Raw genomic sequence first — 23,643 nt, 5'->3', positions numbered from 1 at the left:
GCCATGGCCGCTGGGCTGCTGACGCGTTCGCAGGAGGCCGTCACCGGGGCCGTCCTCGCCGGGCCCCGGCTGCTGGCCCGGGGCACCGCGCCCGCCGCGGGCGCCGCCGCCGGCGCGGTGGCGGGCACGGCGCGCGCCGGGGTGCGGGGCGCGGACTTCGCCGCCCGCGCGGCCCGGGTCGCACGGGCGGCGCTGCCCGGGGGCGGGCGGGAGTGGCGGGCGGGGAGCCGGGTGCACTTGGCCCTTCGGCCGGCGGAGGGCGCCGGGGGCGCCGGGGGTGTGGAGGGTGCTGGGGGCGTCGGGAGTGTGGAGGGTGCTGGGGGCACGACGAGCACCGCGGGCGCCGAAGGCACCGTCGGCTCCAGCAACGCCGAGGGCGTCGGCGGCGCCTTGGGCCCTGCGAGCGCCGAGGGCGCCAAAAGCATCGCAGGCTCCCGCAGTGCCGAAGGCATCGGCGGTGCCTTGGAGCCTACGAGCGCCGAGGGCGCCGAAGGCGCGGGCAGTGTGATGAGCGCCGAGGGCGCCGAAGGCGCGGGCAGTGTGATGAGCGCCGAGGGTGTCGGCGCCGCCTTGGGCCCTGCGAGCGCCGAGGGCTCCGGAAGCGCGGGCGGCGGCGGCACCGAAAGCGCCGACGGTGTGATGAGCGCCGAGGGCACCGGCGGCGCCTCGGGCACGACGGGTGCCGAGGGCCTCCAAGGCGCGGGCGGTGCCGGCATCGGAAGTGCCGGCGGTGTGCCGGGTGCCGAGGGTCTTGAAGGTGCGGGCGGCACCGGCACCGAAGGTGCCACCCCCAGCCCCGCCGCCAAGCGCACCGCCCCCGCCGAACACGCCGCACGCCGTGTCGCCGCCGCCCTCGCCGCGCACCCCGACGTCGCGCTCGCCTACTGGGACACCGGCCTCGCCCGGCTGGTCGTCACCGCGACCGAGGACGCGCTCACCGACCGCGTCGTGGACCGCGCCGCCGCGCTCGCCGAGGAGCACGGGCTGATCCGTGTCCCCGACCCCGTGGAGGACCTGGCCCACCCCGGCGACCCGACCCCCGTGCGCGTCGCGGCCGTCGCTCTCGCCGCCGACGCCCTCGGCATCGCCGCCGCCTTCGCCGGCTCCGCGCTGCGCCTGCCGCCCTCGCCGCGCCTGGTCACCGCCGTGGCGACCCTGCTGCGCGAGAACCCCGCCTTCCGGGCCTGGCTGCGCGAGCGCCTCGGCGACCATCGGATGGACGTGGCACTCGCCGCCGCCAACGCCGCCGTGCACGGCGCGGGGCAGAGCCCGACCTCCCTCGTCCTCGACGGGGCGCTGCGCGCCTGCCAGTTGACGGAGGCGGTGGCCCGTACGGCCGCCTTCGAGGCCGTCCACGACCGGCTGTGCGACCCCGGCCGGGGCAGCCTGCCGGCCGCAACCGCGCTGCGCCCGCCGCCGAGGGTCTCGCCGGCGCAGGAGTACGCCACCCACGCCGCCACCGGCGCCGTCGCGGGCGCGGCGGCCACGCTGCTGGTCAAGCACGACATCGCGGAGGCCGCCGAGGCGGTGCTCGCCGGTTCGCCGAAGGCCGCGCGGTACGGGCCCGCCGCCTTCCAGGCCGTGCTGAGCGCGGCCCTCTCCCGCACCGGCGTGCTGGTCCGCGACCCCGGGCGGCTGCGGCAGCTGGAGATGGCCGGCACGGTCGTCCTGCACCCCAGCGCGCTGCGGGCCCCGGGCGCGGGCGCCGACGCCTGGACCGAGGACGTGCTGGACGCGGCGCGGCGGGCCGGGCTGCGCGTGGTCATGGTCCAGGACCCCGCCCTCGCCGACTTCACCGGCCTCGCCGACCAAGTCGTGCCGGCGGACCGGCCGTTGCCGGACGTGGTGGCCGAACTGCGCGGTGACGGCGGCGGCGTCGTCACCGTCGTACGCCCTTCCGCCGGCGACGATCCGACGGTCCTCGCCGGGCTCTACGCCGGTGAGGTCGCCGTCGCCCTGGCCGACGGGGGGTGCCCGGTGGCGTGGGGCGCCGACGTGCTCGCCCCCGGCGGCCTGGCCGACGTGTGGCGGCTGCTGCGCGCCGTGCCGGCCGCCCGCGGCGTGGGGCGGCGTTCGCAGGTGCTCGCCCGGTCCGGGGCCGCGCTGTCCGGGCTCCTCGTCGCGGTCGGCGAGGCGCGCGGCCGGGTGCCCGGCTCGCCGCTGCCGGGGCTGCGGCACGCGCCGGTCGACGCGAGCGCCGCCGCCGCGCTGCTGTCCGGCACCCGGGCCGCGCTCGGCGTCGCGACGGCCCGCGCGCCCCGGCCCCGACCCCGGGTGGCCTGGCACGCGCTGGCCCCCGACGACGTACGCGACCGCCTGGAGCGCGAGCGCGAGCCGGAGCCGACGGCCGTGGAGCAAGCCACGGCGTGGGTGCGGACCACTGCTGAACAGGCCCTGGAAAACAAGGCGTTGGCGCCGGCCCGCTGGACTTGGCAGCTGGCCCGGGCCGTACGCGGTGAGCTGGACGACCCGCTCACCCCGGTCCTGGCCGTCGGCTCGGCCGCGTCCGCGATCCTCGGCTCCGTGGTGGACGCGCTGCTCGTCGTCGGCGCCCTCGACCTCAACGCCCTGGTCGGCGGCTTCCAACGGCTGCGCGCCGAGCGGGCGTTGTCGGGGCTGCTGGCCGAGCAGAAGCAGAAGGCACGGGTGGCGGCCGAGTCCCGCGAGGAACCCCTCGTCGTCGACGCCGCCAAGCTGCATCCCGGCGACGTGATCGAGCTGAGGACCGACGACGTGGTGCCCGCCGACGCCCGGCTGCTGTGCGAGGACGGCCTGGAGGTGGACGAGTCCGCGCTGACCGGCGAGTCGCTGCCGGTGGACAAGTCCGTCGACCCCACCCCGCGCGCCCCCGTCGCCGAACGGCACTGCATGGTGTTCGAGGGCACCACCGTGGTCGCCGGGCGGGCCCGGGCCGTCGTCGTGGACACCGGCCGGCACACCGAGTCGGCGCGCGCGGTCGCGCTGGCCGCCCGGACGCCGTCCGCCGCCGGTGTGCAGGCCCGCCTCCAGGAGCTGACCCGCAAGGCGATGCCGCTCACCCTGGCCGGCGGGGCGCTGGTGACCGGCCTGTCGCTGCTGCGCGGGGCGCCGGTCCGGCAGGCCGTCAGCGGGGGCGTGTCGGTGGCGGTGGCCGCCGTGCCGGAGGGGCTGCCGCTGGTGGCGACGGTCGCGCAGCTCGCGGCGGCCCGCCGGCTCAGCCGCCGGGGCGTCCTGGTGCGCACCCCGCGCACGCTGGAGGCGCTGGGCCGCATGGACACGGTCTGCTTCGACAAGACCGGCACGCTCACCGAGAACCGGCTGCGCCTTACCCGCGTCGCCGGCGCCGACGGCACGGTCCGCGATGTCGGCGACCCCGAGGCGGCCGGCCCGGTCCGCACCGCCGCCCGGGCCTGCCCCCGCCTGAACGGCGACGGCGGCTCCCGCCCCACCCACGCCACCGACGAGGCCGTCCTCGACGCCGCCGGGGACGATCCGGGGTGGGTGCAGGAGGAGGGGCTGCCCTTCGAGACCTCGCGCGGGTACGCCGCCGCGGTCGGCCGGGAGGGCCGCGGCAATGCCCTGCTGGTGGTCAAGGGCGCGCCCGAGACCGTCCTCCCCGCCTGCGCCGCGCCGCCCGCCCACGTCACGGACACCGCGCACGAACTGGCCCGCCGCGGCCTGCGCATCATCGCGGTGGCGAGCCGTCCGCTGCGCGCCGGTGAGCAGGCCGCGAAGGTGCTCGAAGAACCCCTGTCCGGGCTGGAGTTCACCGGCCTGGTCGCCCTCGCCGACGTGGCCCGGGAGACCTCCCCGGCGCTGGTGAGCGGGCTGCGCGAGGCGGGCGTACGGCCGGTGGTGCTGACCGGTGACCATCCGCAGACCGCCCACGCCATCGCCGTGGACCTCGGCTGGCCCGAGGACGCGGTGGTGGTCACCGGCGACGAACTGGCCGCCGCCGACCGGCGGGTGCGCTCGCGGATGCTGCGGGACGCCGACGTGGTGGCCCGGGTGGCGCCCGAGCAGAAGCTCCAGGTCGTGGAGTCGCTGCGGGACGCCGGGCGGGTGGTCGGCATGGTCGGCGACGGCGCCAACGACGCCGCCGCGATCCGCGCCGCCGACATCGGCGTCGGCATCAGCGCCCGCGGCTCGGCCGCCGCCCGCAACGCGGCCGACCTGGTCGTCACCGGCGACGACCTGCTGGTCCTCATCGAGGCGGTGCGCGAGGGCCGGGCCCTGTGGCACAGCGTCGCGGACGCCATCGCCATCCTCATCGGCGGCAACGCGGGCGAGGTCGGCTTCGGCATCCTCGGCACGGTGCTCGGCGGCTCCGCCCCGCTCTCCACCCGGCAGATGCTGCTGGTCAACCTCTTCACCGACCTCTTCCCGGCAATGGCCGTCGCGGTGACCCCGCTGGAGGACGCCGAGCAGGAGGCCGAGGACGCGGGGGCGCCGCTGGGCACCGCCGTGCTGGGCGAGCCGCTGATGCGCCAGATCCGGCACCGCGCGCTGACCACCGCGCTGGGCGCGACGGCGGCCTGGCTCTTCGGCCGCTTCACGCCCGGCACGCGGCGCCGCTCCACCACCATGGCCCTGTGCGCGGTGGTCGGCACCCAGCTCGCCCAGACCCTCGCCGACCGCCGCGGCAGCCGCCTCGTCCAGGTCACCGCCCTCGGCTCGACGGCGGCCCTGGTCGCCCTGGTCCAGACCCCGGGCGCCAGCCAGCTCTTCGGCTGCACCCCCCTCGGCCCCCTCGCCTGGACCGGCGTGGCAATGGCCATCGCCCTGGCGCTGGCGGGCCAGCGGGCGCTGCCGAGGGTGGAGGAGACGGTCATGCGCCACTGGCCGACGGTCTCGGCCCACCTGCCGCGGACGCCGTTCACGCCCGCACACTGACCCTCCCCCCGGGCCCCGGGAGGGGCTGTTCGATTGCGGACGCGGCCGACGGCTTGGCACGGTGCGGGGCAACGCGCGCCTCGCAGGCGTGACCGAGATCCGAGGAGGCACCCCCGTGACCGTCGCACCGCAACGTCGGCTGGCCCTCCTCGGTGGCGGCTTCTCCACCGACGCCGACGGGCTGCTGGACGACTGGCTGCTCGAGCAGGTGCCCGTTCCGCGCCCCAAAGTGTGTTTCGTCCCGACCGCCAGTGGCGACGCGCCCGCCTACGTCGAGCAGTTCCTCGCGGCGTACGGTGCACGTTCCTGCGAGCCCGGCGTCCTGCGGCTCTTCCGGCGGGAGTTGGACGACGAGGCCCTGCGCACGTTCGTCCTCTCCCAGGACGTCGTCCACGTGGGCGGCGGGAACACCGCGAACCTGCTGGCGGTCTGGCGCGCGCACGGCGTGGACCGGCTGCTCCGCGAGGCGTTCGACCGCGGGACGCTGCTGTGCGGCATCAGCGCCGGCGCCAACTGCTGGGCGGAGGGCTCGCACACCGACTCCTTCGGGCCGCTCACCCACCTCCCGGACGGCCTCGGCCTGCTGCCCGGCTCGGTCTGCCCGCACTACGACAGCGAGCCGGGCCGGCGGTCGTCCTACCGGGCCGCCGTGGCGAGCCGCGCGCTGCCGGCCGGCTGGGCGGTCGAGGACGGCGTCGGCGCCCTCTTCACGGACGGTCGGCTGACGGCATCCGTGACGCGTACGCCCGGGGCGTCCCTGTACCGGGTGGAGCCCGGCGAGGACGGCGGAGCAACGGAAGAGGCCGTGCCGTGCCGCCTGCTGACCTGAGCGGACGCCGGCCGGCGGCCCAGTGTCCGCCGCGGCCTCAGCCGATCGGCGCGGCGCCGGTCGCCGCGAGGGGCAGGTCCCAGAGCCGGGCGGCCGAGGCCGGGTCGACGGCGTAGCCGCGGACCCAGCCGTCGTCCATCGGCCCGTCCTCGTCTCAATAGGGCGACCGACGACTGGTCCCGAGTCGCTCACCAGCCCGGGACCGGGACGAACCCCGGCCACCAGGGAGGCACGCCTCGCGGGCACAGCGGCCCGGGGGTGCCGTCCCAGAAGAGCGAGATGGCGCACCAAGTCACCGCCAGGAGCGTCACCGTCAGGGTCAGGGCGTGCAGGAGGGGGCGGTTTCCGAGGAGGGCGCCCGCCGCTACCCAGGTCAGGAGCAGGGCCGCCCCCAGGACCGGGATGAACAACCACAGCAGGAAGCCGCTGTTGGCCGCGTTGTTCACTCCCACGTCGCAGGCGTTCCACGACCTGCCCAGGAGCATGGCGGTGCACACGCTGAGCACCAGCGCCACCGCCGCCCCGAGATACCCGTGCAGCCGTCGAGTTTCCACGGACCCCCCGTTCGCCGTCGTCCTCCCCGCTCGGCACCCGCCGGCTCCCACTCCGTGACGCCGAGGGGAGCGGTGTGGATGATGATGGCTCGGTGACAGCCGAATCATCAAGCGAGGAGGGGCCGAGCCGGTGGGGGTCGGCCATGACGTGGAGTGAGGCGGAGTACCTCGACTACCTGGGGTCCGAGCGACGCGGCTACGCCTGGGTGATGCGGCACTACGGCGGGCTGACGCCGGCGCAGGCCGAGGAAGCGGCTCTGGAGCGCTATCCGTACGAGCCGGCGGACGCCCCCTTCCGCGGACTCGTCTTCCACGATGAGGCCTGGCACTGGGCGATGCTGGCGATCCATGGCGACTTCTACTGGCAGGGCCACCCCGAACGGGAGAGCGGCCCACCCGAGTACCAGGCTCTGAAGTGACGCCGACCCATCCGCGAGGACGGCACACATGAGGGCGCGAATGACGCAGGGCACGCGTCAACTCCGGTACCGCCGCGCCACCGCCGCGAAGGCGGCCTTGGGCTCCCAGGGCATGTCGGGGTAGGTCCGTCCGTTGTGCCCTTCGAGGAGTTTGACGATGCCCAGGCCGGCCCGGTCCAGGTCGTCCCTGGGGTCGCCGTCGGGGCGGTGCGGGTAGCCGGGCAGGGCGAAGAGGAAGACGAACGCGCTGTCCACGCCCTCGGTCTCGAAGATCTCCAGCAGTTCGCTCAGGTAGGCGGCCTGGCCGGCTTCGTCACGCTCGTAGACGTCGTTCAGCCGGGCCGGGGCTCCCGTCTCCGGGTCGTGCTCGACCACTTCCAGCACCCGCCCGCCGCGGTCGCCCGCGCCGCGGTAGGCCGCGGTGCCGAATCCGGTGACGGCGAGCGGCTTCGGGCCCCGGGCCAGGGTGCGCACCGCGTCCCGGAACCGGTCGGCGACCTCGGCCGAGCGGATCAGCTCGTACGTCACGATGTCGAAGGGGGCCCAGTCGACCTGCTCGAACTGGATGGCCGCGTAGGTGAGCGGGCCCCGGTAGCGCCGGCGGACCGCCGCCACGGCGTCGTGCAGGAACGCGTTGACCCGCACGCCGAGTTCGCGCATCGCCTCGGCGCGCCGCTCGGGCCGGCCCATCAGGTGCCCGACCCGCTCCTCGGGGCTGTCGCCGGGCAGGAAGCCGCGGTTCATCACGCTCAGTTCGACGCCGGCGACGAAGACGACCGCGGCGCCCTGCTGCCGGAGGCGTTCCGCCCGCTCGGCGCAGTCGCGGAAGAGGGAGAGGATCTGCTCCGGCTCCGATTCCAGCGGGTAGGGCGAGAACCAGACCTCCAGGCCGAGCCCGGCGGCCGCACGCGCGGCCTGCTCCAGCCGGTCGGGGTCGCCGCCGATGACCTGGACCGCGTCGCAGTGCAGGTCGTCCCGGATGATGGCGAGTTCGCGCCGGACCACCGCCGGATCGAAGTGCTCGCGGGACAGCCGGCCGTGCGTGACGAACCCGGTGTCGTAGGTCATTCCTCTTGCGCGCACGGCGGTTTCCTCTCAGCCGGTTCCCAGCGGTCGGTTCGGTCCGACCTGGTGACGACGGTGAGGCTGACAGGGGAAGTGCGTACGCGCAAGTTTGCGTGCACGCATTTTTCGGGTGTGGAATGCTGTCGGCGTGACGACACCACCAGGGCTGCGGGAGCGGAAGAAGCAGGCCACGCGGGACGCGTTGCGCGAGGCGGCCCTGCGCCTGGCGTTGGAGCGCGGCCCGGACGGGGTGCGCGTCGAGGACATCGCCGAGGCGGCCGGGGTCTCGCCGCGCACCTACAACAACTACTTCGCCAGCCGTGAGCAGGCGATCGTCTCGGCGGTCACCGCGGACCGGGAGGCGCGGGTCGCGGCGGCGGTCGCGGCCCGGGCGCCGGGGGACCGGCTCGCCGACGCCGTCACCGAGGCGGTCGTCGAGCAGTGCACGGAAACCGGCGAGCGCGAGCGGGAAGTGCTGCTGCTCCTGACCGCCCGGGCCCCGCTGCGGGACGTCTACCTCGCCAGCACCGCCGACATCGAGGCCCCCCTCGCGGCGGTGATCGCCGAACGCCTGGAGGACACCGGAGCGCGGACCTCCTCCCGCGTTCTCGCGGCGAGCGTAGCCGCGGCGGTTCGCATCGCCCTGGAGGGCTGGCTCCGGCCGGCCGGGCCCGCCGAGGACGCCGCGAGCCCCGGTACCCCGGGACTGGTCGTGCCCTCCGGCGCACTGCACGACCGGCTCCGCGCGGCGCTGGCCCCGCTCGCGCCCGCGTTCGACGCCGCACAGCGACGCGTCCAGCCGTAGCGACGAACCCAGTCGTGGTGACGCACCCAGTCGTAGCGACACACCCAGCCGTCAGGTCGGCGGGAAGGTGTCATCGTGTCCTGGCATCCCGAGCGGCAGCAGCCCTGCGCCACTCGAGGTGCACGAGTTCGACGTCGGCTACCGAGGCCGCCGAGGCTCGGGCAGGGCTCACCGCCCCGCCCCCACCGGCTGCCGCACCTCCGCCGTCTCCAGCTGCTGAGCCGTCCGCTCCGCCGTGCGGTGGGCCCAGTGGCCGCTGGTCACCGCGCCGAGCACCAGCACCGCCAGGCCGCAGCCGGCCAGGATCCACCAGCCGGGGCGGGACGCGGTGACGAAGCCGGTGGCGTAGGAGGAGCCGGACAGGCCGGAGGCGAGGACCGCGCCGAGTACCGCCACGCCGAGCGTCTGGCCCAGCTGGCGGCTGGTCGAGGCGACGGCCGCCGCGACGCCCGCCTGGGCGCGGGGCATGCCGGAGACGGCCGTGTTGGTGATGGGCGCGTTGACGAAGCCGAAGCCGACGCCGAAGAGGAGGTAGCCGAGGAACAGGGTGACGTTCGACGTCTCCGCCTCGAAGGCGGCGAAGAGCACGCCGCTCACCGTCATCGCGCCGCCCGCGATCAGCAGCGGCAGCCGCGGGCCCCGGTTGCCCACCAGGCGTCCGGACAGCGGGGCGCAGAAGAAGGTCGGCACCGCCATCGGCAGCATCCACAGCCCGGCGTGCAGGGCGCTCAGCCCCCGCACGTTCTGGAGGTACAGGGTGGACAGGAACAGGAACCCGCCCAGCGCGGCGAACGCGGCGACCGCCGTCACCGTGGCCCCGCTGAACGGGACCGAGCGGAAGAAGCGCAGGTCGATCAGGGGCTCCGGGCGCCGGGGCTCGTAGACGAGGAGGGCGAGCAGCGCGACCAGGGCCACGGCCGCGTACGGCAGGACGGAGGCGAGGCCGGCGGAGGGGGCCTCGATGATCGCGTACGTCAGCGCGCCGAACAGGGCGATGACCAGCACCTGGCCGACCGGGTCGGCGCGGCGGGCCTTCGGGGCGCGGGACTCGGGGACGAAGCGCAGGGTCAGCAGCAGCGCGGCCAGGCCGACCGGCAGGTTGACCCAGAAGACCGAGCGCCAGCCCACCGACTCCACCAGCACGCCGCCCACCAGCGGGCCCGCGGCCATCGAGAGGCCGACCACCGCGCCCCACGTCCCGATGGCGCGGGCCCGCTCGCGCGGGTCGGTGAAGGTGTTGGTGATGATCGACATGGCGACCGGGTTGAGCATCGAGCCGCCCACCGCCTGCACCATCCGGAAGACGATCAGCGAGGTCAGGTCCGGGGCAAGCGAGCAGAGCAGGGAGCCGATGGTGAACAGGACCAGGCCCGTCATGAAGACGCGTTTGCGGCCGATCCGGTCCGCCGTCGAGCCCGAGAGCATCAGCAGCGTGGCCAGGACCAGGGTGTACGCGTCGATGGCCCACTGGAGCCCGGACGTGCTCGCGTGCAGGTCGCGCTGGATCGAGGGCAGGGCGACATTGAGGATGGTGTTGTCGATGCTCACGATGAGCAGGCTCATGCAGCAGATCGCGAGCACGAGCATCCGGCGGCGGTGGGTCAGCTCGGGCATGGTCTCCATCGTACGCCCGCATCGATAGTGCGGTTAACTAATGACCGATACATGATCTCCGTCCACAGGGTCCCGCAGCTCCGTCCACAGGGACCGCGGGCACCGGCCCGCGTACGCGACAATGGAGCAATGCCCGAGAACCAGCCGCCCCTCGCCATCGGCCCCCACACCGTCGCCCCGCCCGTCGTCCTGGCGCCGATGGCCGGGATCACCAACGCGCCCTTCCGCACGCTGTGCAGGGAGTTCAGCGGCGGCAAGGGCCTGTTCGTGAGCGAGATGATCACGACCCGGGCGCTGGTCGAGCGCAACGAGAAGACCATGCAGCTGATCCACTTCGACGCGAGCGAGACGCCCCGCTCGATCCAGCTGTACGGCGTGGACCCGGTCACCGTCGGCAAGGCCGTCCGCATGATCGCGGAGGAGGACCTGGCCGACCACATCGACCTGAACTTCGGCTGCCCCGTGCCCAAGGTGACCCGCAAGGGCGGCGGCTCCGCCCTGCCCTTCAAGCGGAACCTGCTGCGCGCCATCCTCCGCGAGGCCGTGACCGGCGCCGGCGACCTGCCGGTCACCATGAAGATGCGCAAGGGCATCGACGACGACCACATCACCTACCTCGACGCCGGGCGCATCGCGGTCGAGGAGGGCGTCACCTCCATCGCCCTGCACGGCCGCACCGCCGCCCAGCACTACGGCGGCACCGCCGACTGGGAGGCCATCGCCCGGCTGAAGGAGCACGTCCCGGAGATCCCGGTGCTCGGCAACGGCGACATCTGGTCGGCCGAGGACGCCCTGCGCATGGTCCGCGAGACCGGCTGCGACGGCGTCGTGGTCGGGCGCGGCTGCCTGGGCCGCCCGTGGCTCTTCGCCGACCTGGTCGCCGCCTTCGAGGGCCGCACCGAGGATCTGGCGCGGCCCGTGCTGCGCGAGGTCGCCGACGTGATGGTCCGGCACGCCACGCTGCTCGGCGAGTGGATCGGGGACGAGGCCCGGGGCGTCATCGACTTCCGCAAGCACGTCGCCTGGTACCTCAAGGGCTTCGCGGTCGGCTCCGAGATGCGCAAGCGGCTGGCGATCACCTCCTCGCTCGCCGAACTGCGCGCCGGGCTGGACGAGCTGGACCTGGACCAGCCCTGGCCGACCGGCGCCGACGGGCCGCGCGGCCGTACCTCCGGCAACAACCGGGTCGTCCTGCCGGACGGCTGGCTGAAGGACCCGTACGACTGCGCCGGCGTCGGCGAGGACGCCGAGCTGGACACCTCCGGGGGCTGAGCTACCCCGCCGAGGGACGCGGTGTCGACCCGTACGCCGTCAGGAAGCGGTCCCGGAAGGCGCTCATCGGCCAGACGGGGGCGTCGTGCGCCGGCTTCAGGCCCTCGCTCCATCCCCAGCCGGCCACCGCGTCCAGCACCTTCGGGTCCTTGGCGACGATCGACACCGGCACGTCCCGGCTCGCCCCCGCCCCGCTCACCCGGGCGATCGGCTGGTGGTCGCCGAGGAAGACGAGGACCGTGTCGTCGGTGCCGTAGCGCCGCAGCCACTGGGTGAGGCAGGTGACGGAGTACTCGATGGAGCGGCCGTACGCCCGCCGCGAGGCGGCCTGGTCGGGGATGACGTCGGCCGGCCTCTCGCCCGCCGCCGCGATGGGGCCGAAGGGAGCGCCGTCGCCCATGGCGTCCCAGTCGACCAGGTGCGGGACGGGCGCCCAGGGCTGGTGGCTGGAGGTGAGGATGACCTGGGCCATCAGCGGCCGGTCCCGCTTCCGGCCGTGCTCCAGGCGCTGGAAAGCCTCCAGCGCGTACTGGTCCGGCATGGTCGACCAGCTGAACCTCGGGCCCGCGTAGCCGAGGTGCGCCGCGTCGCGGACCGTGTCCAGGCCGTGCCACGCGGCCTCCGGCCAGACCTTCCGCACGCCGGGCATGATCCCGACGGTGTCCCAGGCGCCGGTCTTCTGGAAGGCGCGGGTGAGGGAGAGGCGCTCGCCGGCGGTGACGGTGCGATAGCGCTGCTGGTTGTCGATCCACAGGCCGGACAGGAAGGTGGAGTGGCCCAGCCAGCTGCCGCCGCCGTATGTCGCCGACGTCAGCCAGCCGCTGCGCGCCCGGAAGCCCGCCTCGGCCAGCGCCCGCGTCTCGGTGTCCAGGGTGCGGCCGACGCCGGGGGCGGTCGCCGGGTCCTCGACGGCGCTGCGGCCGTAGCTCTCGATGAAGGTGAACAGCATGTCCTTGCCGCGCAGGGCGGGCACGAGCCGGTCCGGCGGGGTGGCGCCGAAGGGGTCGGTCCGTGCCTCCTTCGCGAACGCGGCCTCGTCGCGCAGGGTGTCGGCCACTTGGCGCGCCTCGGCCCCGACCGCGCCGGCCGCCTGTCCGGAGGCCAGGGGCACGCCGAACGCCTGCAGGCCGAGGACCGAGCAGGTGATCCACACCGCCCCGGCGAGCAGCGCGCCCTTCGCCGTCCGCGCCCGGTGCGCGGCCAGCAGCTCCCCGAGCCGCACGGTCGCCAGGGCCAGGCCGGCGAGGAGGACGACGACGAGGGCGACGGCCCCGACCACGGCCCAGGCGGCCGTCGTCCCGCCCATCGAGTCGGCGACGTAGGACCGGGCGTCGCCGAACAGCTCCCAGTCCAGGACGGGGTTGAAGCGCCGGCCCAGGTACTCGGTGAACCCCATGTCCAGCAGGTTCAGCACGGTCAGCGCCCCGAGCGCCAACCCGGCCGGCACGGCCACGGCACGCCGTGCCCAGGGCCGGGGCAGCCACGGCAGCACGACCGCCCCCACCACCGCCTCGGCCGGCAGCCGCACGAAGCGGCCCGGTGCCAGCGCGGTGAGGGTGTTGGGCAGCAGCAGTGCGCCGAGGACGAGGGCGGCGGCGAGGGCGGTGGTGAGATGCCGGGCCGCTCGGGCGACGGCGGCCCGGTCCGGCCGGGAGCGGCGGAGAAAGGTGAAGGCTGGCACCCCGGGAGACCTTCCGTGCGGAGCCGGTGAGGGGCGGGCCCGGCGAGGGGGTGCCGGGTCCGCCGGGCTCTCTTACGGGCGCCGCCTCCGAGGTGTTCAGCCGGGCCCCGATCCCGTCCGCATGGTGGAATCCGGCGAGCTGTGGCAGCGTGATTCTCGCCACCCTTGATAAGGGTAGCGCTCAGATGAGCGGATCATGGGCGACTGCACTTCCTCAAGGGGTGGCACCGAGTGCCACCCCTTGATCGTTCATCGATCGAACTCATACGTGGCGAGAGGCGCTCAAGTGAGCGGAATACCCCGCACCCAGCCCACGCCGCGTTCAAGAAGTGAAAACACCGGACGGCTTCGGCTTGCCAAGCCTTGACTTTCGATCCGCTGGCGGACGAGTGGTTACAGGCGCATGACGCGCAGTGGACGTACCCATGGACCTTCGATCTGGGTATGTTCCTGGCCGTCAGGGCAGCCACCGTGGCCTCAAGGAGTCGAGACCCGTGTCGGAAAACAAAGAACCCCACGTAACGAAGTTCGTCTACGACTTCACCGAGGGAAACAAGGACCTCAAGGACCTCCTCGGGGGCAAGGGCGCCAACCTCGCCGAGATGACCAACCTCGGCCTCCCGGTCCCGCCCGGCTTCACCATCACCACGGAGGCCTGCAAGGTCTGGCTGGACAGCGGCGAGGAGCCCGCGGCACTGCGTGACGAGGTGAGCGCGCACCTCGACGCCCTCGAATCGAGGATGGGCAAGCGGCTCGGCCAGGCCGACGACCCGCTGCTCGTCTCCGTACGCTCCGGCGCCAAGTTCTCCATGCCCGGCATGATGGACACCGTCCTGAACATCGGCCTCTCCGACAAGTCCGTGCAGGGCCTGGCCCAGCAGGCCGGCGACGACCGCTTCGCGTGGGACTCCTACCGCCGCCTGATCCAGATGTTCGGCAAGACCGTCCTCGGCGTCGACGGCGACCTCTTCGAGGACGCCCTGGAGGCGGCCAAGACCGCCAAGAAGGTCGCGGTCGACACCGAGCTGGAGGCGGCGGACCTCAAGAAACTGGTCGCCAAGTTCAAGAAGATCGTCAAGACCGAGGCAGGCCGGGACTTCCCGCAGGACCCGCGCGAGCAGATGGACCTCGCCGTCAAGGCCGTCTTCGACTCCTGGAACACCGACCGCGCCAAGCTCTACCGCCGCCAGGAGCGCATCCCGCACGACCTCGGCACCGCGGTCAACGTCTGCTCCATGGTCTTCGGCAACCTCGGCCCCGACTCCGGCACCGGCGTCGCCTTCACCCGCGACCCCGCCTCGGGCCACCAGGGCGTCTACGGCGACTACCTCCAGAACGCCCAGGGCGAGGACGTCGTCGCGGGCATCCGCAACACCGTCGCCCTGGCCGAGCTGGAGAACATCGACAAGAAGTCGTACGACCAGCTGATGCAGATCATGGAGACGCTGGAGAACCACTACCTGGACCTCTGCGACATCGAGTTCACCATCGAGCGCGGCCGGCTGTGGATGCTCCAGACCCGCGTCGGCAAGCGCACCGCAGGCGCCGCCTTCCGCATCGCCACCCAGCTGGTCGACCAGGGCCTGATCGACGAGGCCGAGGCGCTCCAACGGGTCAACGGCGCCCAGCTCGCCCAGCTGATGTTCCCGCGCTTCGACGACACCGCGAAGGTCGAGCAGGTCGGCCGGGGCATCGCCGCCTCGCCGGGCGCGGCCGTCGGCAAGGCCGTCTTCGACTCGTACACCGCGGTGAAGTGGTCCCGCTCGGGCGAGAAGGTCATCCTGATCCGCCGCGAGACCAACCCCGACGACCTGGACGGCATGATCGCCGCCGAGGGCATCCTGACCTCGCGCGGCGGCAAGACCTCGCACGCGGCCGTCGTCGCCCGCGGCATGGGCAAGACCTGTGTCTGCGGCGCCGAGGAGCTGGAGGTCGACACCAAGCGGCGCCGGATGACCGTCTCCGGCGGGCACGTGGTGGAGGAGGGCGACGTCGTCTCCATCGACGGCTCCTCCGGCAAGGTCTACCTCGGCGAGGTGCCGGTCGTGCCCTCCCCGGTCGTGGAGTACTTCGAGGGCCGCATGCACGCCGGCGCCGAGGACGCCGACGAGCTGGTCGAGGCCGTGCACCGCATCATGGCCTTCGCCGACCGCAAGCGCCGCCTGCGGGTGCGCGCCAACGCCGACAACGCCGAGGACGCGCTGCGCGCCCGCCGCTTCGGCGCCCAGGGCATCGGCCTGTGCCGCACCGAGCACATGTTCCTCGGCGACCGGCGCGAGCTGGTGGAGCGGCTGATCCTGGCCGACACCGAGGCCGAGCGCGAGGAGTCCCTGAAGGAGCTGCTGCCGCTGCAGAAGCAGGACTTCGTGGAGCTGTTCGAGGCGATGGACGGCCTGCCCGTCACCATCCGCCTGCTCGACCCGCCGCTGCACGAGTTCCTGCCCGACATCACCGAGCTGTCGGTCCGCGTCGCGCTCGCCGAGTCCCGCCAGGAACCGCACGAGAACGAGCTGCGGCTGCTCCAGGCCGTGCACCGGCTGCACGAGCAGAACCCGATGCTGGGCCTGCGCGGCGTGCGCCTCGGCCTGGTCATCCCCGGCCTGTTCACCATGCAGGTGCGCGCCATCGCGGAGGCCGCCGCCGAGCGCAAGGCCGCCAAGGGCGACCCGCGCGCCGAGGTGATGATCCCGCTGGTCGGCACCGTCCAGGAGCTGGAGATCGTCCGCGACGAGGCCGACCAGGTCGTCGCCGAGGTCGAGGCCGCCACCGGTACGAAGCTGAGGCTGGCCGTCGGCACCATGATCGAGCTGCCGCGGGCCGCGCTCACCGCCGGGCAGATCGCGGAGGCCGCGGAGTTCTTCTCCTTCGGCACCAACGACCTGACGCAGACGGTGTGGGGCTTCAGCCGCGACGACGTCGAGGCCAGCTTCTTCACCGCCTACCTGGAGAAGGGCATCTTCGGCGTCTCCCCGTTCGAGACGATCGACAGGGACGGCGTCGGCTCGCTGGTCGCCGCCGCCGCCGAGGCCGGCCGCGCCACCCGCCCCGACCTCAAGCTCGGCGTCTGCGGCGAGCACGGCGGCGACCCGGAGTCCGTGCACTTCTTCCACGAGGTGGGCCTGGACTACGTCTCCTGCTCCCCGTTCCGCATCCCGGTGGCCCGCCTGGAGGCCGGCCGCGCTGCGTCGCAGTCCACGGGCAGCGACCACCGGTAGCCCCTGGGGGGCGATGAGCCCCGGAGTCGCCGTCTGTCACCCGACCACCCTCACCGATCGGCGGCGGCTCCGGACCGCGAGAGAAGGGCGGCACCCTGTGCGGGGGTGCCGCCCTTCCGCCGTTCCGGTTTCCGTGGCCAGTAGAGTCGGGGGACTCCCGCCAGCACACACGACCACGCCGGAACGGTGACGCATGACCCAGACCCAGAGCGGAGACACGGCCGGTGCGGGGGCTCCGGGCCCGAGTCCGGACGCGCAGGCGGAGGCGGTCGCGCCGAGCGTGCCGGCGTCCCGGGCGTCCCCGTCGTCCGTCGAGGGGCGGGCGCCCGGGTCCACGTCCCGCGGTCACGGCCGGCTGCCCGCGCTGGACGGTCTGCGCTTCCTCGCGGCCCTCGCGGTGGTCTGCTTCCACTTCGTGGGCCAGGCCCCGCACACCATGGCGTGGATCTGGGGGCGTCCGTACCAGGAGGTCTTCCCCCAGGCGCACGGCTACTTCGCCTTCGGCCGGCTCGGCGTGGAGCTGTTCTTCCTGATCAGCGGGTTCGTGATCTGCATGAGCGCCTGGGGACGCTCGCCGCGCGACTTCTTCGTCTCCCGCGTCACCCGGCTGTACCCGATGTACTGGGCGGCGATCGCGGTCTCCACGGCGGTGCTGTACACCGTCGACACGCCCTTCGGGCGCCCCGACCCGCGGATCCTCTTCGCCAACCTCACGATGCTCCAGAAGCCGCTCGGCGTCGACGACCTGGACTCGGTGTACTGGACCCTCTGGCCCGAGCTGTGCTTCTACCTGACCTTCGCGGTCGTGGTGTGGAAGGGCCTCACCTACCAGCGGGTCGTCATCTTCTGCGGCCTGTGGACGGTCGCCGCCGCCCTGGCCCCCGGCGCCGACATCCCCCTGCTCACCCTGATGACCAACCCGACGTCCGCGCCGTACTTCATCGCGGGCATGGCCTTCTACCTCATGCACCGCTACCGGCCCACCCCGCTGCTGTGGGGCATCGTCGCCATGTCGTGGCTGCTCGCCCTGCACTTCCTGCTCACGCCCGACGGCGGCCGGGTCGACTGGAGCGAGTGGTCCCCGTGGCGCGGCTGGCTGGTCCTGGTGATCACGGTGTTCTTCGCCCTGATCGCCGCCATCGCGCTCGGCTGGACCCACCGGATCCGCTGGCGGGGGCTGACCGTCGCGGGGACGCTGACCTTCCCGCTGTACCTGCTGCACGACATCGTCGGGGTCAGCGTCGTACACCGCCTCAGCGGCCGGGCCGACCCCTGGGTCGTGGTCGGTGCGACGGCCGGCGCCCTGGTCCTCCTGGCCTACCTGGTGCAGCGGTTCGTGGAGCGCCCGGTCGCCCGGGCCGCCCGGCGCTGGCTCTCCAGCGCCGAGTTCAGCCTGCGGACGCCGCTGCCGAAGCGGCGCTGAAGGAGCGCCGGCAGCGTCCTGGTCAGGCGGTCTGGCCGCCGTCCACCACGAGGTCGGTGCCGACCACCGACGCCGCGTCGTCGGAGGCCAGGTACAGCACGGCGGCGGCCACCTCGGCCACCTCCGAGACCCGGCCGAGCGGGACCTCGCCCCGCATCCGCTCGGCCCGCCCGGCCTCCGTCTCGCCCCCGCGCAGGGACATCGACGTCGCCGTGGCGCCGGGGCTCACCGCGTTGATCCGGACGCCGTCGGCGATGTGGTCGAGCGCCGCGCCCCGGGTCAGCGCCGAGACGGCCGCCTTGGAGGCCGCGTACGCCGCCGCGCCCGGCGCCCGCTTGTGCGCGCCGAAGGTCGAGGCGATGTTGACGATCGCCCCGCCGCCCGGCTGGGTCCGCATCTGCCGCACCTCGGCCCGCAGGGCGTGGAAGACGCCGGTGACATTGGTGTCCAGCTGCGCGTGCCAGTCCTCCTCTGGCAGGTCGGCCAGTGGGACACCGCCGCGGAAGACGCCCGCGTTGTTGACCGCCACGTCGAGGGAGCCGAACCGGTCCACGGCGGCGGCGACCAGCTCCCGCAGCTCCTCGGCACGGGAGACGTCGGCGGTGACGGCGAGCGCCTTCGCGCCCTCCCGCTCGATCAGGGCCACGGTCTCCGCCAGCGCCTCGCGGCGCCTCCCGGCGACGACGACCTGGGCGCCCTCGCGGGCGAAGGCCAGCGCCACCTCGCGTCCGATGCCGGAACCGGCGCCGGTGACGAGAGCGGTACGACCGGAGAAACGGTGTGCCATGGGACTCCCCTTTGTGGAACGTACGGTCAAATATGAGGGTGTGCAGGAGAGCGGGCCTCCCCCGTGGGCCCGCTCTCGGTCCGGCTCAGCGGCTCAGTCGAGGAGTGCCAGGGCCTGCTCGGCCGCGTCCCGCGCCCGGGTCGGGTCCGCGCACGCCTTGCCGACCACCCGCAGCCCCTGGAGCAGGACCAGCAGCATGCGGGCGAGGGCCAGCGGATCGCGGCCCTCGGGCAGCTCGCCCTGGGCCCGGGCGCGGACCAGGGCGGAGTGCAGCAGGGTCTCCAGGGTGTCCCAGCTGCGCTCGACCCGGCGGGCGGCGTCCCGGTCGTGCGGGCCCAGCTCCACCGCCGTGTTGGTGACCAGGCAGCCCCGTGCGCGGGTGGCCTCGGCGGTGGACTCGTCGGCGAACCGCCGCACCAGCGCCCGCACGGCCGGCAGCACCGGACCCGGCGCCGACAGCTCCCGCGTCAGCCGCGGGTCCTCGTTCTGCCCGTACCGGTCGAGGGCGCGCAGATACAGCTCGTGCTTGCTGCCGAAGGTGGCGTACAGGCTGGCCCGGCCGATGCCCAGGTGGGTGACCAGGTCGGCCATCGACGTCGCCTCGTAGCCGCGCCGCCAGAACAGCTCCAGGGCGGCGCGCAGCGCGGTGTCGGGGTCGAACTCCTTGGTCCTGGCCATGCCCGGGAGCGTAGGCAATTCCAGAACGATCAGTCAAGTACGTTCGCGGGGGCGGCGGCCCGCACCCGGTACGCCGCCACCCGCACCGAGGCGTCGTCCAGGCACTCCCCGCTCAGCAGGTCGAAGCGCTGCTTCAGCAGCGGGGACGCCACGAACGGGCGGCCCCGGTGGGTGCCGGTCAGGCCCCGGGAGAGGACGGCGGCGCCGGTGAAGGGGTCCCGGTTGTCGACGGCGTACAGCCGGTCGGCGCGGTCCCGGAAGACGGCCGCCTGCCGGCCGTCGGGCAGCAGGGCCGCCACCCCGCGGCCCGGGATCAGCGCGTCGAGACCGCAGACGGTGAACCAGGATTCCGCGAAGCGGAGTTGGACCGCGGCGGAGGCCACCGGGTGGGTCATCGGGTGCTCCCTTCCAGGGGGCGGGTGCCGAGGGTCAGCAGCGGCAGGTCGGGCTTGATCTGGCCGCGTTCGGGGACGAAGGCGACCACCGGGTCCGGGGTGTCGGGGGCGTTGACGAAGGACACGAACCGGGCCAGCTTGCCGGAGTCGGCGAGGGTGGCCGCCCACTCGTCGCGGTAGTTGCCGACGTGGGCGGACATCAGCGCCTCCAGCTCGTCGCCGATGCCGAGCGAGTCGTGCACCACCACGTCCCGTACGTGGTCCAGGCCGCCGGGGATCCGGTCCAGCCAGGCCGAGGTGCGCTCCAGGCGGTCGGCGGTGCGGATGTAGAACATGAGGAACCGGTCGGTCAGCCGCACCAGTTCGGCGTCGGTCAGGTCCTGGGCCAGCAGGTCGGCGTGGCGCGGGGTGGCGCCGCCGTTGCCGCCGACGTAGAGGTTCCAGCCGCTGGCGGTGGCGATCACGCCGAAGTCCTTCGAGCGGGCCTCGGCGCACTCGCGGGCGCAGCCGGAGACCGCCGACTTCAGCTTGTGCGGGGAGCGCAGGCCCCGGTAGCGCAGCTCCAGGTCGATCGCCATGCGCACCGAGTCCTGCACGCCGTAGCGGCACCAGGTGCTGCCCACGCAGGACTTCACCGTGCGCAGCGACTTGCCGTACGCGTGCCCGGACTCGAACCCGGCGTCGACCAACCGGGTCCAGATCTGCGGCAGTTGCTCCACCCGGGCGCCGAAGAGGTCGATGCGCTGGCCGCCGGTGATCTTCGTGTAGAGGCCGAAGTCGCGGGCGATCTCGCCGATCACGATGAGCTTCTCCGGGGCGATCTCGCCGCCCGGGATGCGCGGGACGACCGAATAGGAGCCGTTGCGCTGGAGGTTGGCGAGGAAGTGGTCGTTGGTGTCCTGCAACGCCGCCTGCTCGCCGTCCAGGACATGGCCGCTCGCGCCGATCGACGGGGCGAGCGAGGCGAGGATGGAGCCGACGGCCGGCTTGCACACCTCGCAGCCGTCGCCGCCCCGGGCCTCCTCGCGGCCGTACCGGTCGAGCAGTTCGCGGTAGGAGGTCAGGCGCAGGGCGAGGACGATCTCGTACAGCTCCTCCCGGCCCTGCGCGAAGCAGCCGCACAGGCCGCCCGCCACCTCGACGCCGTTCGCGGCGAGTTCGGCCCCGACCAGGGTGCCCAGCACCTTCACGCAGGAGCCGCAGCCGGTGCCGGCCCGGGTGCACGCGCCGACCTCGGCCGCCGAGGCGCAGCCGTGCGCGGTGACCGCCTCGCGGACCGTGCCCTTGGTGACGTTGTGGCAGGAACAGATCACCGCGTCGTCCGGCAGCGCGGCCGGCCCGAGCGAGACGGGGCCGCCCCCGCCGGTGCCGGCCGGCAGCACCAGCGACTCGGGCGCGACGGGCGGCACCGAGCCGGTCAGCGCGCGCAGCGTGCCGTACGCCTCCGCGTCGCCGACCAGGACGCCGCCGAGCAGGGTGCCGTCCCGGGCGACGACCAGCTTCTTGTACAGGCCCGCGCGGGAGTCGGCGTAGACCACGTCGAGGCAGTCCTCGGCGGTGCCGTGCGCGTCGCCGAAGGAGGCGACGTCGACGCCGAGCAGCTTGAGCTTGGTGGAGAGGTCGGCGCCGGTGAAGGCGGCGCCCTCCTCGGTGCCGGCGATGGCGGCGGCGGCCGTCTCGGCCTGCTGGTAGCCGGGGGCCACCAGGCCGTACACCCGGCCGTCGGCGGCCTGCGCGCATTCCCCGATGGCGAACACGCGCGGGTCGGTGACCGTGCGGCACCGCTCGTCCACCCGTACGCCGCCCCGCTCGCCCACTTCCAGTCCGCACTCCCGGGCGAGCTGGTCGCGCGGGCGCACCCCGGCGCTGAACACCACCAGGTCCGTGGCGAGTTCGGTCCCGTCGGACAGCCGCATGCCGGTCACCCGGCCGTCGGCGCCGGCCAGGACCTCCTGCGTGCCGGTCCCGGTGTGGACGCTCAGGCCCATCCCCGCGACGGTGCGCAGCAGGGCCGCGCCGCCGCCCTCGTCGACCTGCACGGGCATCAGACGGGGCGCGAACTCCACGATGTGCGTGTCGAGTCCGAGCCCCTGCAGCGCGCCCGCCGCCTCCAGGCCGAGCAGTCCGCCGCCGACCACCGCGCCGGTGCGGGCGCCCTTCGCGTACGCCTCGATGGCGAGGACGTCCTCGATCGTGCGGTACACGAAGCAGCCCTCGGCGTCCCTGCCCGGCACCGGCGGCACGAACGGGGCGGAGCCGGTGGCCAGCACCAGCGTGTCGTAGCCGAGCACGAGCCCGGAGCGGGCGGTCACCGTGCGGGCCGCCCGGTCGACGGAGACGGCCGGGTCGCCGAGGCGCAGTTCGACGCCGTGCGCGTCGAGGAACGACCGGTCGGTGAGCGACAGTTGCTCGGGGCTCGACCCGGCGAAGTACGAGGTGAGCCGGACCCGGTCGTAGGCGGGGCGGGGCTCCTCGCAGAGCACGACGACGCGGTGGGTCCCGGTGAGTCCGCGCTCGGCGAGGGCCTCCAGGAAGCGCTGGCCGACCATGCCGTGGCCGACGAGCACGAGGGTGGGCGGTTGGTGGGGCATCAGTGGCCTCCGTCGTGGTCGGTGAGCAGGTGCAGCGGGGATCCGGCGTCCCGGGGCAGCGGTTCGGCCCGCTCCCAGGCACGGGCCAGCGCGCCGACCGAGCCGAGCGCGCCGATCAGGACGCCGCCGACGAGGTGGTCGTCGCGCACGACGACCTGCCGGTAGGTGCCGCGGGTGGCGTCGGAGAGGCGGAGCACGTCGTCGCCGGGGCGGGGGTCGGTCTCGCCGAACGCGGCGAGGTCGAGAGGGGCTCCGCGGCCGGTGGCGGGGAGGGTGAGGCGGGTGAGGGAGCGGGTGCCGGTGTAGGGGGCGGCGGGGGCCCCGGGGGCCTCGGGGGTCTCTGGGGCCTCGGGGGCGGCCAGGAGGGCGGCCAGGGCGGCGGCCTGCTCCAGGGCGGGCGCCGCCAGCCCGTACACCCGGCCGGCGTGCTCGGCGCAGTCCCCGACGGCGCGGACGCGGGGGTCGGAGGTGCGCAGCTCGTCGTCGACCACCACGCCCTCGCGCACGGTCAGGCCCGCCGCCCGGGCGAGCCCCGTGCGGGGCCGCACCCCGCAGGCGAGGACGACCAGGTCGGTGCCGAGGACGTACCCGTCGGCCAGCACCACCGAGCGCACGGCGCCGTCCACCGTGCGCAGCCCGCGCACCCGGCACTCGGTGTGCACCTCCACGCCCAGCCCCTCCAGGTGCCGGCGCACCAGCCGTGCGGCCTCCGGGCCGACCCGGCGCTCCATCAGGTGCTCGGCCTGCTGGGCGAGGACCACCTTCACACCCCGCACGGCCAGCGCGCGGGCGGCGGAGACGCCGAGCAGGCCGCCGCCGACGACCACCGCGCGGGCGCCCTCACGGGCGGCGGCGGACAGGGCGAGGCAGTCGTCCAGGGTGCGGAAGGTGTGGACGCCGGAGGGGAGTTCACCGGCGGGGGTGAGCAGGCCGCGCAGGGGCGGCAGGACGGCGTTGGAGCCGGTGGCCAGGACGAGGGTGCCGTACGGGATCTCCCGGCCGTCCGCGCAGTGGACCCGGCGGGCGGCGCGGTCGACGCGGGTGGCTGCCGCGCGGATCGGCGCGGCCGGTCCGGATCCCGGTCCCGGTCCCGGCCCCGGCCCCGGTCCCGGAAGGGCGATCACGTCGGGGGCGTAGCGGCCGGCCAGGACCTCGGTGAGCAGGACGCGGTTGTACGGGGCGTGCGCCTCGTCGCCGAGCAGGGTCGCCGGGACGCCCAGCTCTGCGAGGCGCCGGGCGAGGGCGGTGCCCGCGAGCCCGGCGCCGATCACCACCACGTGGGGGTTGCGGTCCATGGCGTCGAGGGTGGGGGACGGGTGTTGCCGTGCGGGATCGAGACCGTTTCCCGGGCGGTACGGGGGGCTCAGCGGGGGGTGGGGGCGGGGTGTGAGGGGCGGCGGCACGGACGGCCCGCGGCCAGGTGGGCGAGGGGGCGGGCCAGGG

The 23,643-nt window shown here is 74.5% G+C and carries 16 protein-coding genes; 7 read left to right on the top strand and 9 right to left on the bottom strand.

Annotated elements, in window-relative coordinates:
* Window positions 1–3 precede the first annotated feature (3 nt).
* Window positions 4–4,872: an HAD-IC family P-type ATPase gene (locus ACGFZL_RS01675; protein WP_393688223.1), complete on the top strand. Its 4,869-nt coding sequence runs from the start codon at window positions 4–6 to the stop codon at window positions 4,870–4,872.
* 115 nt (window positions 4,873–4,987) lie between these two features.
* The gene (locus ACGFZL_RS01670; protein WP_393688221.1) at window positions 4,988–5,701 is read left to right on the top strand and encodes a Type 1 glutamine amidotransferase-like domain-containing protein; all 714 of its coding nucleotides are present in this window, start codon (window positions 4,988–4,990) and stop codon (window positions 5,699–5,701) included.
* A 188-nt stretch (window positions 5,702–5,889) separates the two neighbouring features.
* Here ACGFZL_RS01670 and ACGFZL_RS01665 read toward each other — a convergent pair whose 3' ends face one another.
* A complete protein-coding gene (locus tag ACGFZL_RS01665) occupies window positions 5,890–6,255 on the bottom strand; it encodes a hypothetical protein (RefSeq protein WP_393688219.1) in 366 nt (121 codons plus the stop codon).
* A 143-nt stretch (window positions 6,256–6,398) separates the two neighbouring features.
* On the opposite strand from ACGFZL_RS01665, the gene ACGFZL_RS01660 reads away from it, so the two are divergent.
* A complete protein-coding gene (locus ACGFZL_RS01660) occupies window positions 6,399–6,674 on the top strand; it encodes a hypothetical protein (RefSeq protein WP_393688217.1) in 276 nt (91 codons plus the stop codon).
* A 57-nt stretch (window positions 6,675–6,731) separates the two neighbouring features.
* Here the strand turns inward: ACGFZL_RS01660 and ACGFZL_RS01655 are convergent, their stop codons facing one another.
* Window positions 6,732–7,742, bottom strand: a complete 1,011-nt coding sequence (locus ACGFZL_RS01655; protein ID WP_393688655.1) for a hypothetical protein — start codon at window positions 7,740–7,742, stop codon at window positions 6,732–6,734.
* 145 nt (window positions 7,743–7,887) lie between these two features.
* On the opposite strand from ACGFZL_RS01655, the gene ACGFZL_RS01650 reads away from it, so the two are divergent.
* Window positions 7,888–8,544: a TetR/AcrR family transcriptional regulator gene (locus ACGFZL_RS01650; RefSeq protein ID WP_393688215.1), complete on the top strand. Its 657-nt coding sequence runs from the start codon at window positions 7,888–7,890 to the stop codon at window positions 8,542–8,544.
* Window positions 8,545–8,712: 168 nt separating this feature from the next.
* Here ACGFZL_RS01650 and ACGFZL_RS01645 read toward each other — a convergent pair whose 3' ends face one another.
* Window positions 8,713–10,158 (bottom strand): MFS transporter, encoded by a 1,446-nt coding sequence (locus tag ACGFZL_RS01645; RefSeq protein ID WP_393688213.1) that lies wholly within the window; start codon window positions 10,156–10,158, stop codon window positions 8,713–8,715.
* A 129-nt stretch (window positions 10,159–10,287) separates the two neighbouring features.
* Between ACGFZL_RS01645 and dusB the strand changes: the two genes are divergently transcribed.
* On the top strand, window positions 10,288–11,430 hold the full coding sequence (gene dusB, locus ACGFZL_RS01640; protein ID WP_393688211.1) for a tRNA dihydrouridine synthase DusB: 1,143 nt from the start codon (window positions 10,288–10,290) through the stop codon (window positions 11,428–11,430).
* Between the two features lies 1 nt (window position 11,431).
* Here dusB and ACGFZL_RS01635 read toward each other — a convergent pair whose 3' ends face one another.
* On the bottom strand, window positions 11,432–13,111 hold the full coding sequence (locus ACGFZL_RS01635) for a CDP-alcohol phosphatidyltransferase (protein WP_393688209.1): 1,680 nt from the start codon (window positions 13,109–13,111) through the stop codon (window positions 11,432–11,434).
* 494 nt (window positions 13,112–13,605) lie between these two features.
* Here ACGFZL_RS01635 and ppdK point away from each other — a divergent pair, with 494 nt between their 5' ends.
* Window positions 13,606–16,326, top strand: coding sequence for a pyruvate, phosphate dikinase (ppdK, locus tag ACGFZL_RS01630; RefSeq protein ID WP_355166231.1), 2,721 nt, complete (start codon window positions 13,606–13,608; stop codon window positions 16,324–16,326).
* 193 nt (window positions 16,327–16,519) lie between these two features.
* Window positions 16,520–17,749 carry an acyltransferase family protein gene (locus ACGFZL_RS01625; protein WP_393688207.1) on the top strand — a complete coding sequence of 410 codons (1,230 nt, stop codon included), beginning with the start codon at window positions 16,520–16,522 and terminating at the stop codon, window positions 17,747–17,749.
* A 22-nt stretch (window positions 17,750–17,771) separates the two neighbouring features.
* Here the strand turns inward: ACGFZL_RS01625 and ACGFZL_RS01620 are convergent, their stop codons facing one another.
* The 5 genes from ACGFZL_RS01620 to ACGFZL_RS01600 form a co-directional block, all read right to left on the bottom strand.
* The gene (locus tag ACGFZL_RS01620) at window positions 17,772–18,536 is read right to left on the bottom strand and encodes an SDR family NAD(P)-dependent oxidoreductase (RefSeq protein ID WP_393688205.1); all 765 of its coding nucleotides are present in this window, start codon (window positions 18,534–18,536) and stop codon (window positions 17,772–17,774) included.
* A 93-nt stretch (window positions 18,537–18,629) separates the two neighbouring features.
* On the bottom strand, window positions 18,630–19,214 hold the full coding sequence (locus ACGFZL_RS01615; protein WP_393688203.1) for a TetR/AcrR family transcriptional regulator: 585 nt from the start codon (window positions 19,212–19,214) through the stop codon (window positions 18,630–18,632).
* A 29-nt stretch (window positions 19,215–19,243) separates the two neighbouring features.
* Window positions 19,244–19,609 carry a nitrite reductase small subunit NirD gene (nirD, locus tag ACGFZL_RS01610; protein WP_393688201.1) on the bottom strand — a complete coding sequence of 122 codons (366 nt, stop codon included), beginning with the start codon at window positions 19,607–19,609 and terminating at the stop codon, window positions 19,244–19,246.
* Window positions 19,606–22,200 (bottom strand): nitrite reductase large subunit NirB, encoded by a 2,595-nt coding sequence (gene nirB, locus ACGFZL_RS01605; RefSeq protein WP_393688199.1) that lies wholly within the window; start codon window positions 22,198–22,200, stop codon window positions 19,606–19,608. The genes nirD and nirB overlap by 4 nt, the downstream gene beginning before the upstream one ends.
* Window positions 22,200–23,495: an NAD(P)/FAD-dependent oxidoreductase gene (locus ACGFZL_RS01600; protein WP_393688197.1), complete on the bottom strand. Its 1,296-nt coding sequence runs from the start codon at window positions 23,493–23,495 to the stop codon at window positions 22,200–22,202. Before ACGFZL_RS01600 ends, nirB begins: the two co-directional genes overlap by 1 nt.
* Window positions 23,496–23,643: the final 148 nt, after the last annotated feature.

The sequence above is a fragment of the Streptomyces sp. NPDC048182 genome (genome assembly GCF_043202555.1).
Classification (GTDB): Bacteria; Actinomycetota; Actinomycetes; order Streptomycetales; family Streptomycetaceae; genus Streptomyces.
This window is presented reverse-complemented; position numbering and strand designations above follow the sequence as displayed.

Coding starts and splice junctions, on each gene's coding strand:
- ACGFZL_RS01675 (WP_393688223.1), top strand. CDS start 4: ATGGCCGCTGGGCTGCTGACGCGTTCGCAGGAGGCCGTCACCGGGGCC.
- ACGFZL_RS01660 (WP_393688217.1), top strand. CDS start 6,399: ATGACGTGGAGTGAGGCGGAGTACCTCGACTACCTGGGGTCCGAGCGA.
- ACGFZL_RS01655 (WP_393688655.1), bottom strand. CDS start 7,742: ATGACCTACGACACCGGGTTCGTCACGCACGGCCGGCTGTCCCGCGAG.
- ACGFZL_RS01645 (WP_393688213.1), bottom strand. CDS start 10,158: ATGCCCGAGCTGACCCACCGCCGCCGGATGCTCGTGCTCGCGATCTGC.
- dusB (WP_393688211.1), top strand. CDS start 10,288: ATGCCCGAGAACCAGCCGCCCCTCGCCATCGGCCCCCACACCGTCGCC.
- ACGFZL_RS01625 (WP_393688207.1), top strand. CDS start 16,520: ATGACCCAGACCCAGAGCGGAGACACGGCCGGTGCGGGGGCTCCGGGC.
- ACGFZL_RS01620 (WP_393688205.1), bottom strand. CDS start 18,536: ATGGCACACCGTTTCTCCGGTCGTACCGCTCTCGTCACCGGCGCCGGT.
- ACGFZL_RS01615 (WP_393688203.1), bottom strand. CDS start 19,214: ATGGCCAGGACCAAGGAGTTCGACCCCGACACCGCGCTGCGCGCCGCC.
- nirD (WP_393688201.1), bottom strand. CDS start 19,609: ATGACCCACCCGGTGGCCTCCGCCGCGGTCCAACTCCGCTTCGCGGAA.
- nirB (WP_393688199.1), bottom strand. CDS start 22,200: ATGCCCCACCAACCGCCCACCCTCGTGCTCGTCGGCCACGGCATGGTC.
- ACGFZL_RS01600 (WP_393688197.1), bottom strand. CDS start 23,495: ATGGACCGCAACCCCCACGTGGTGGTGATCGGCGCCGGGCTCGCGGGC.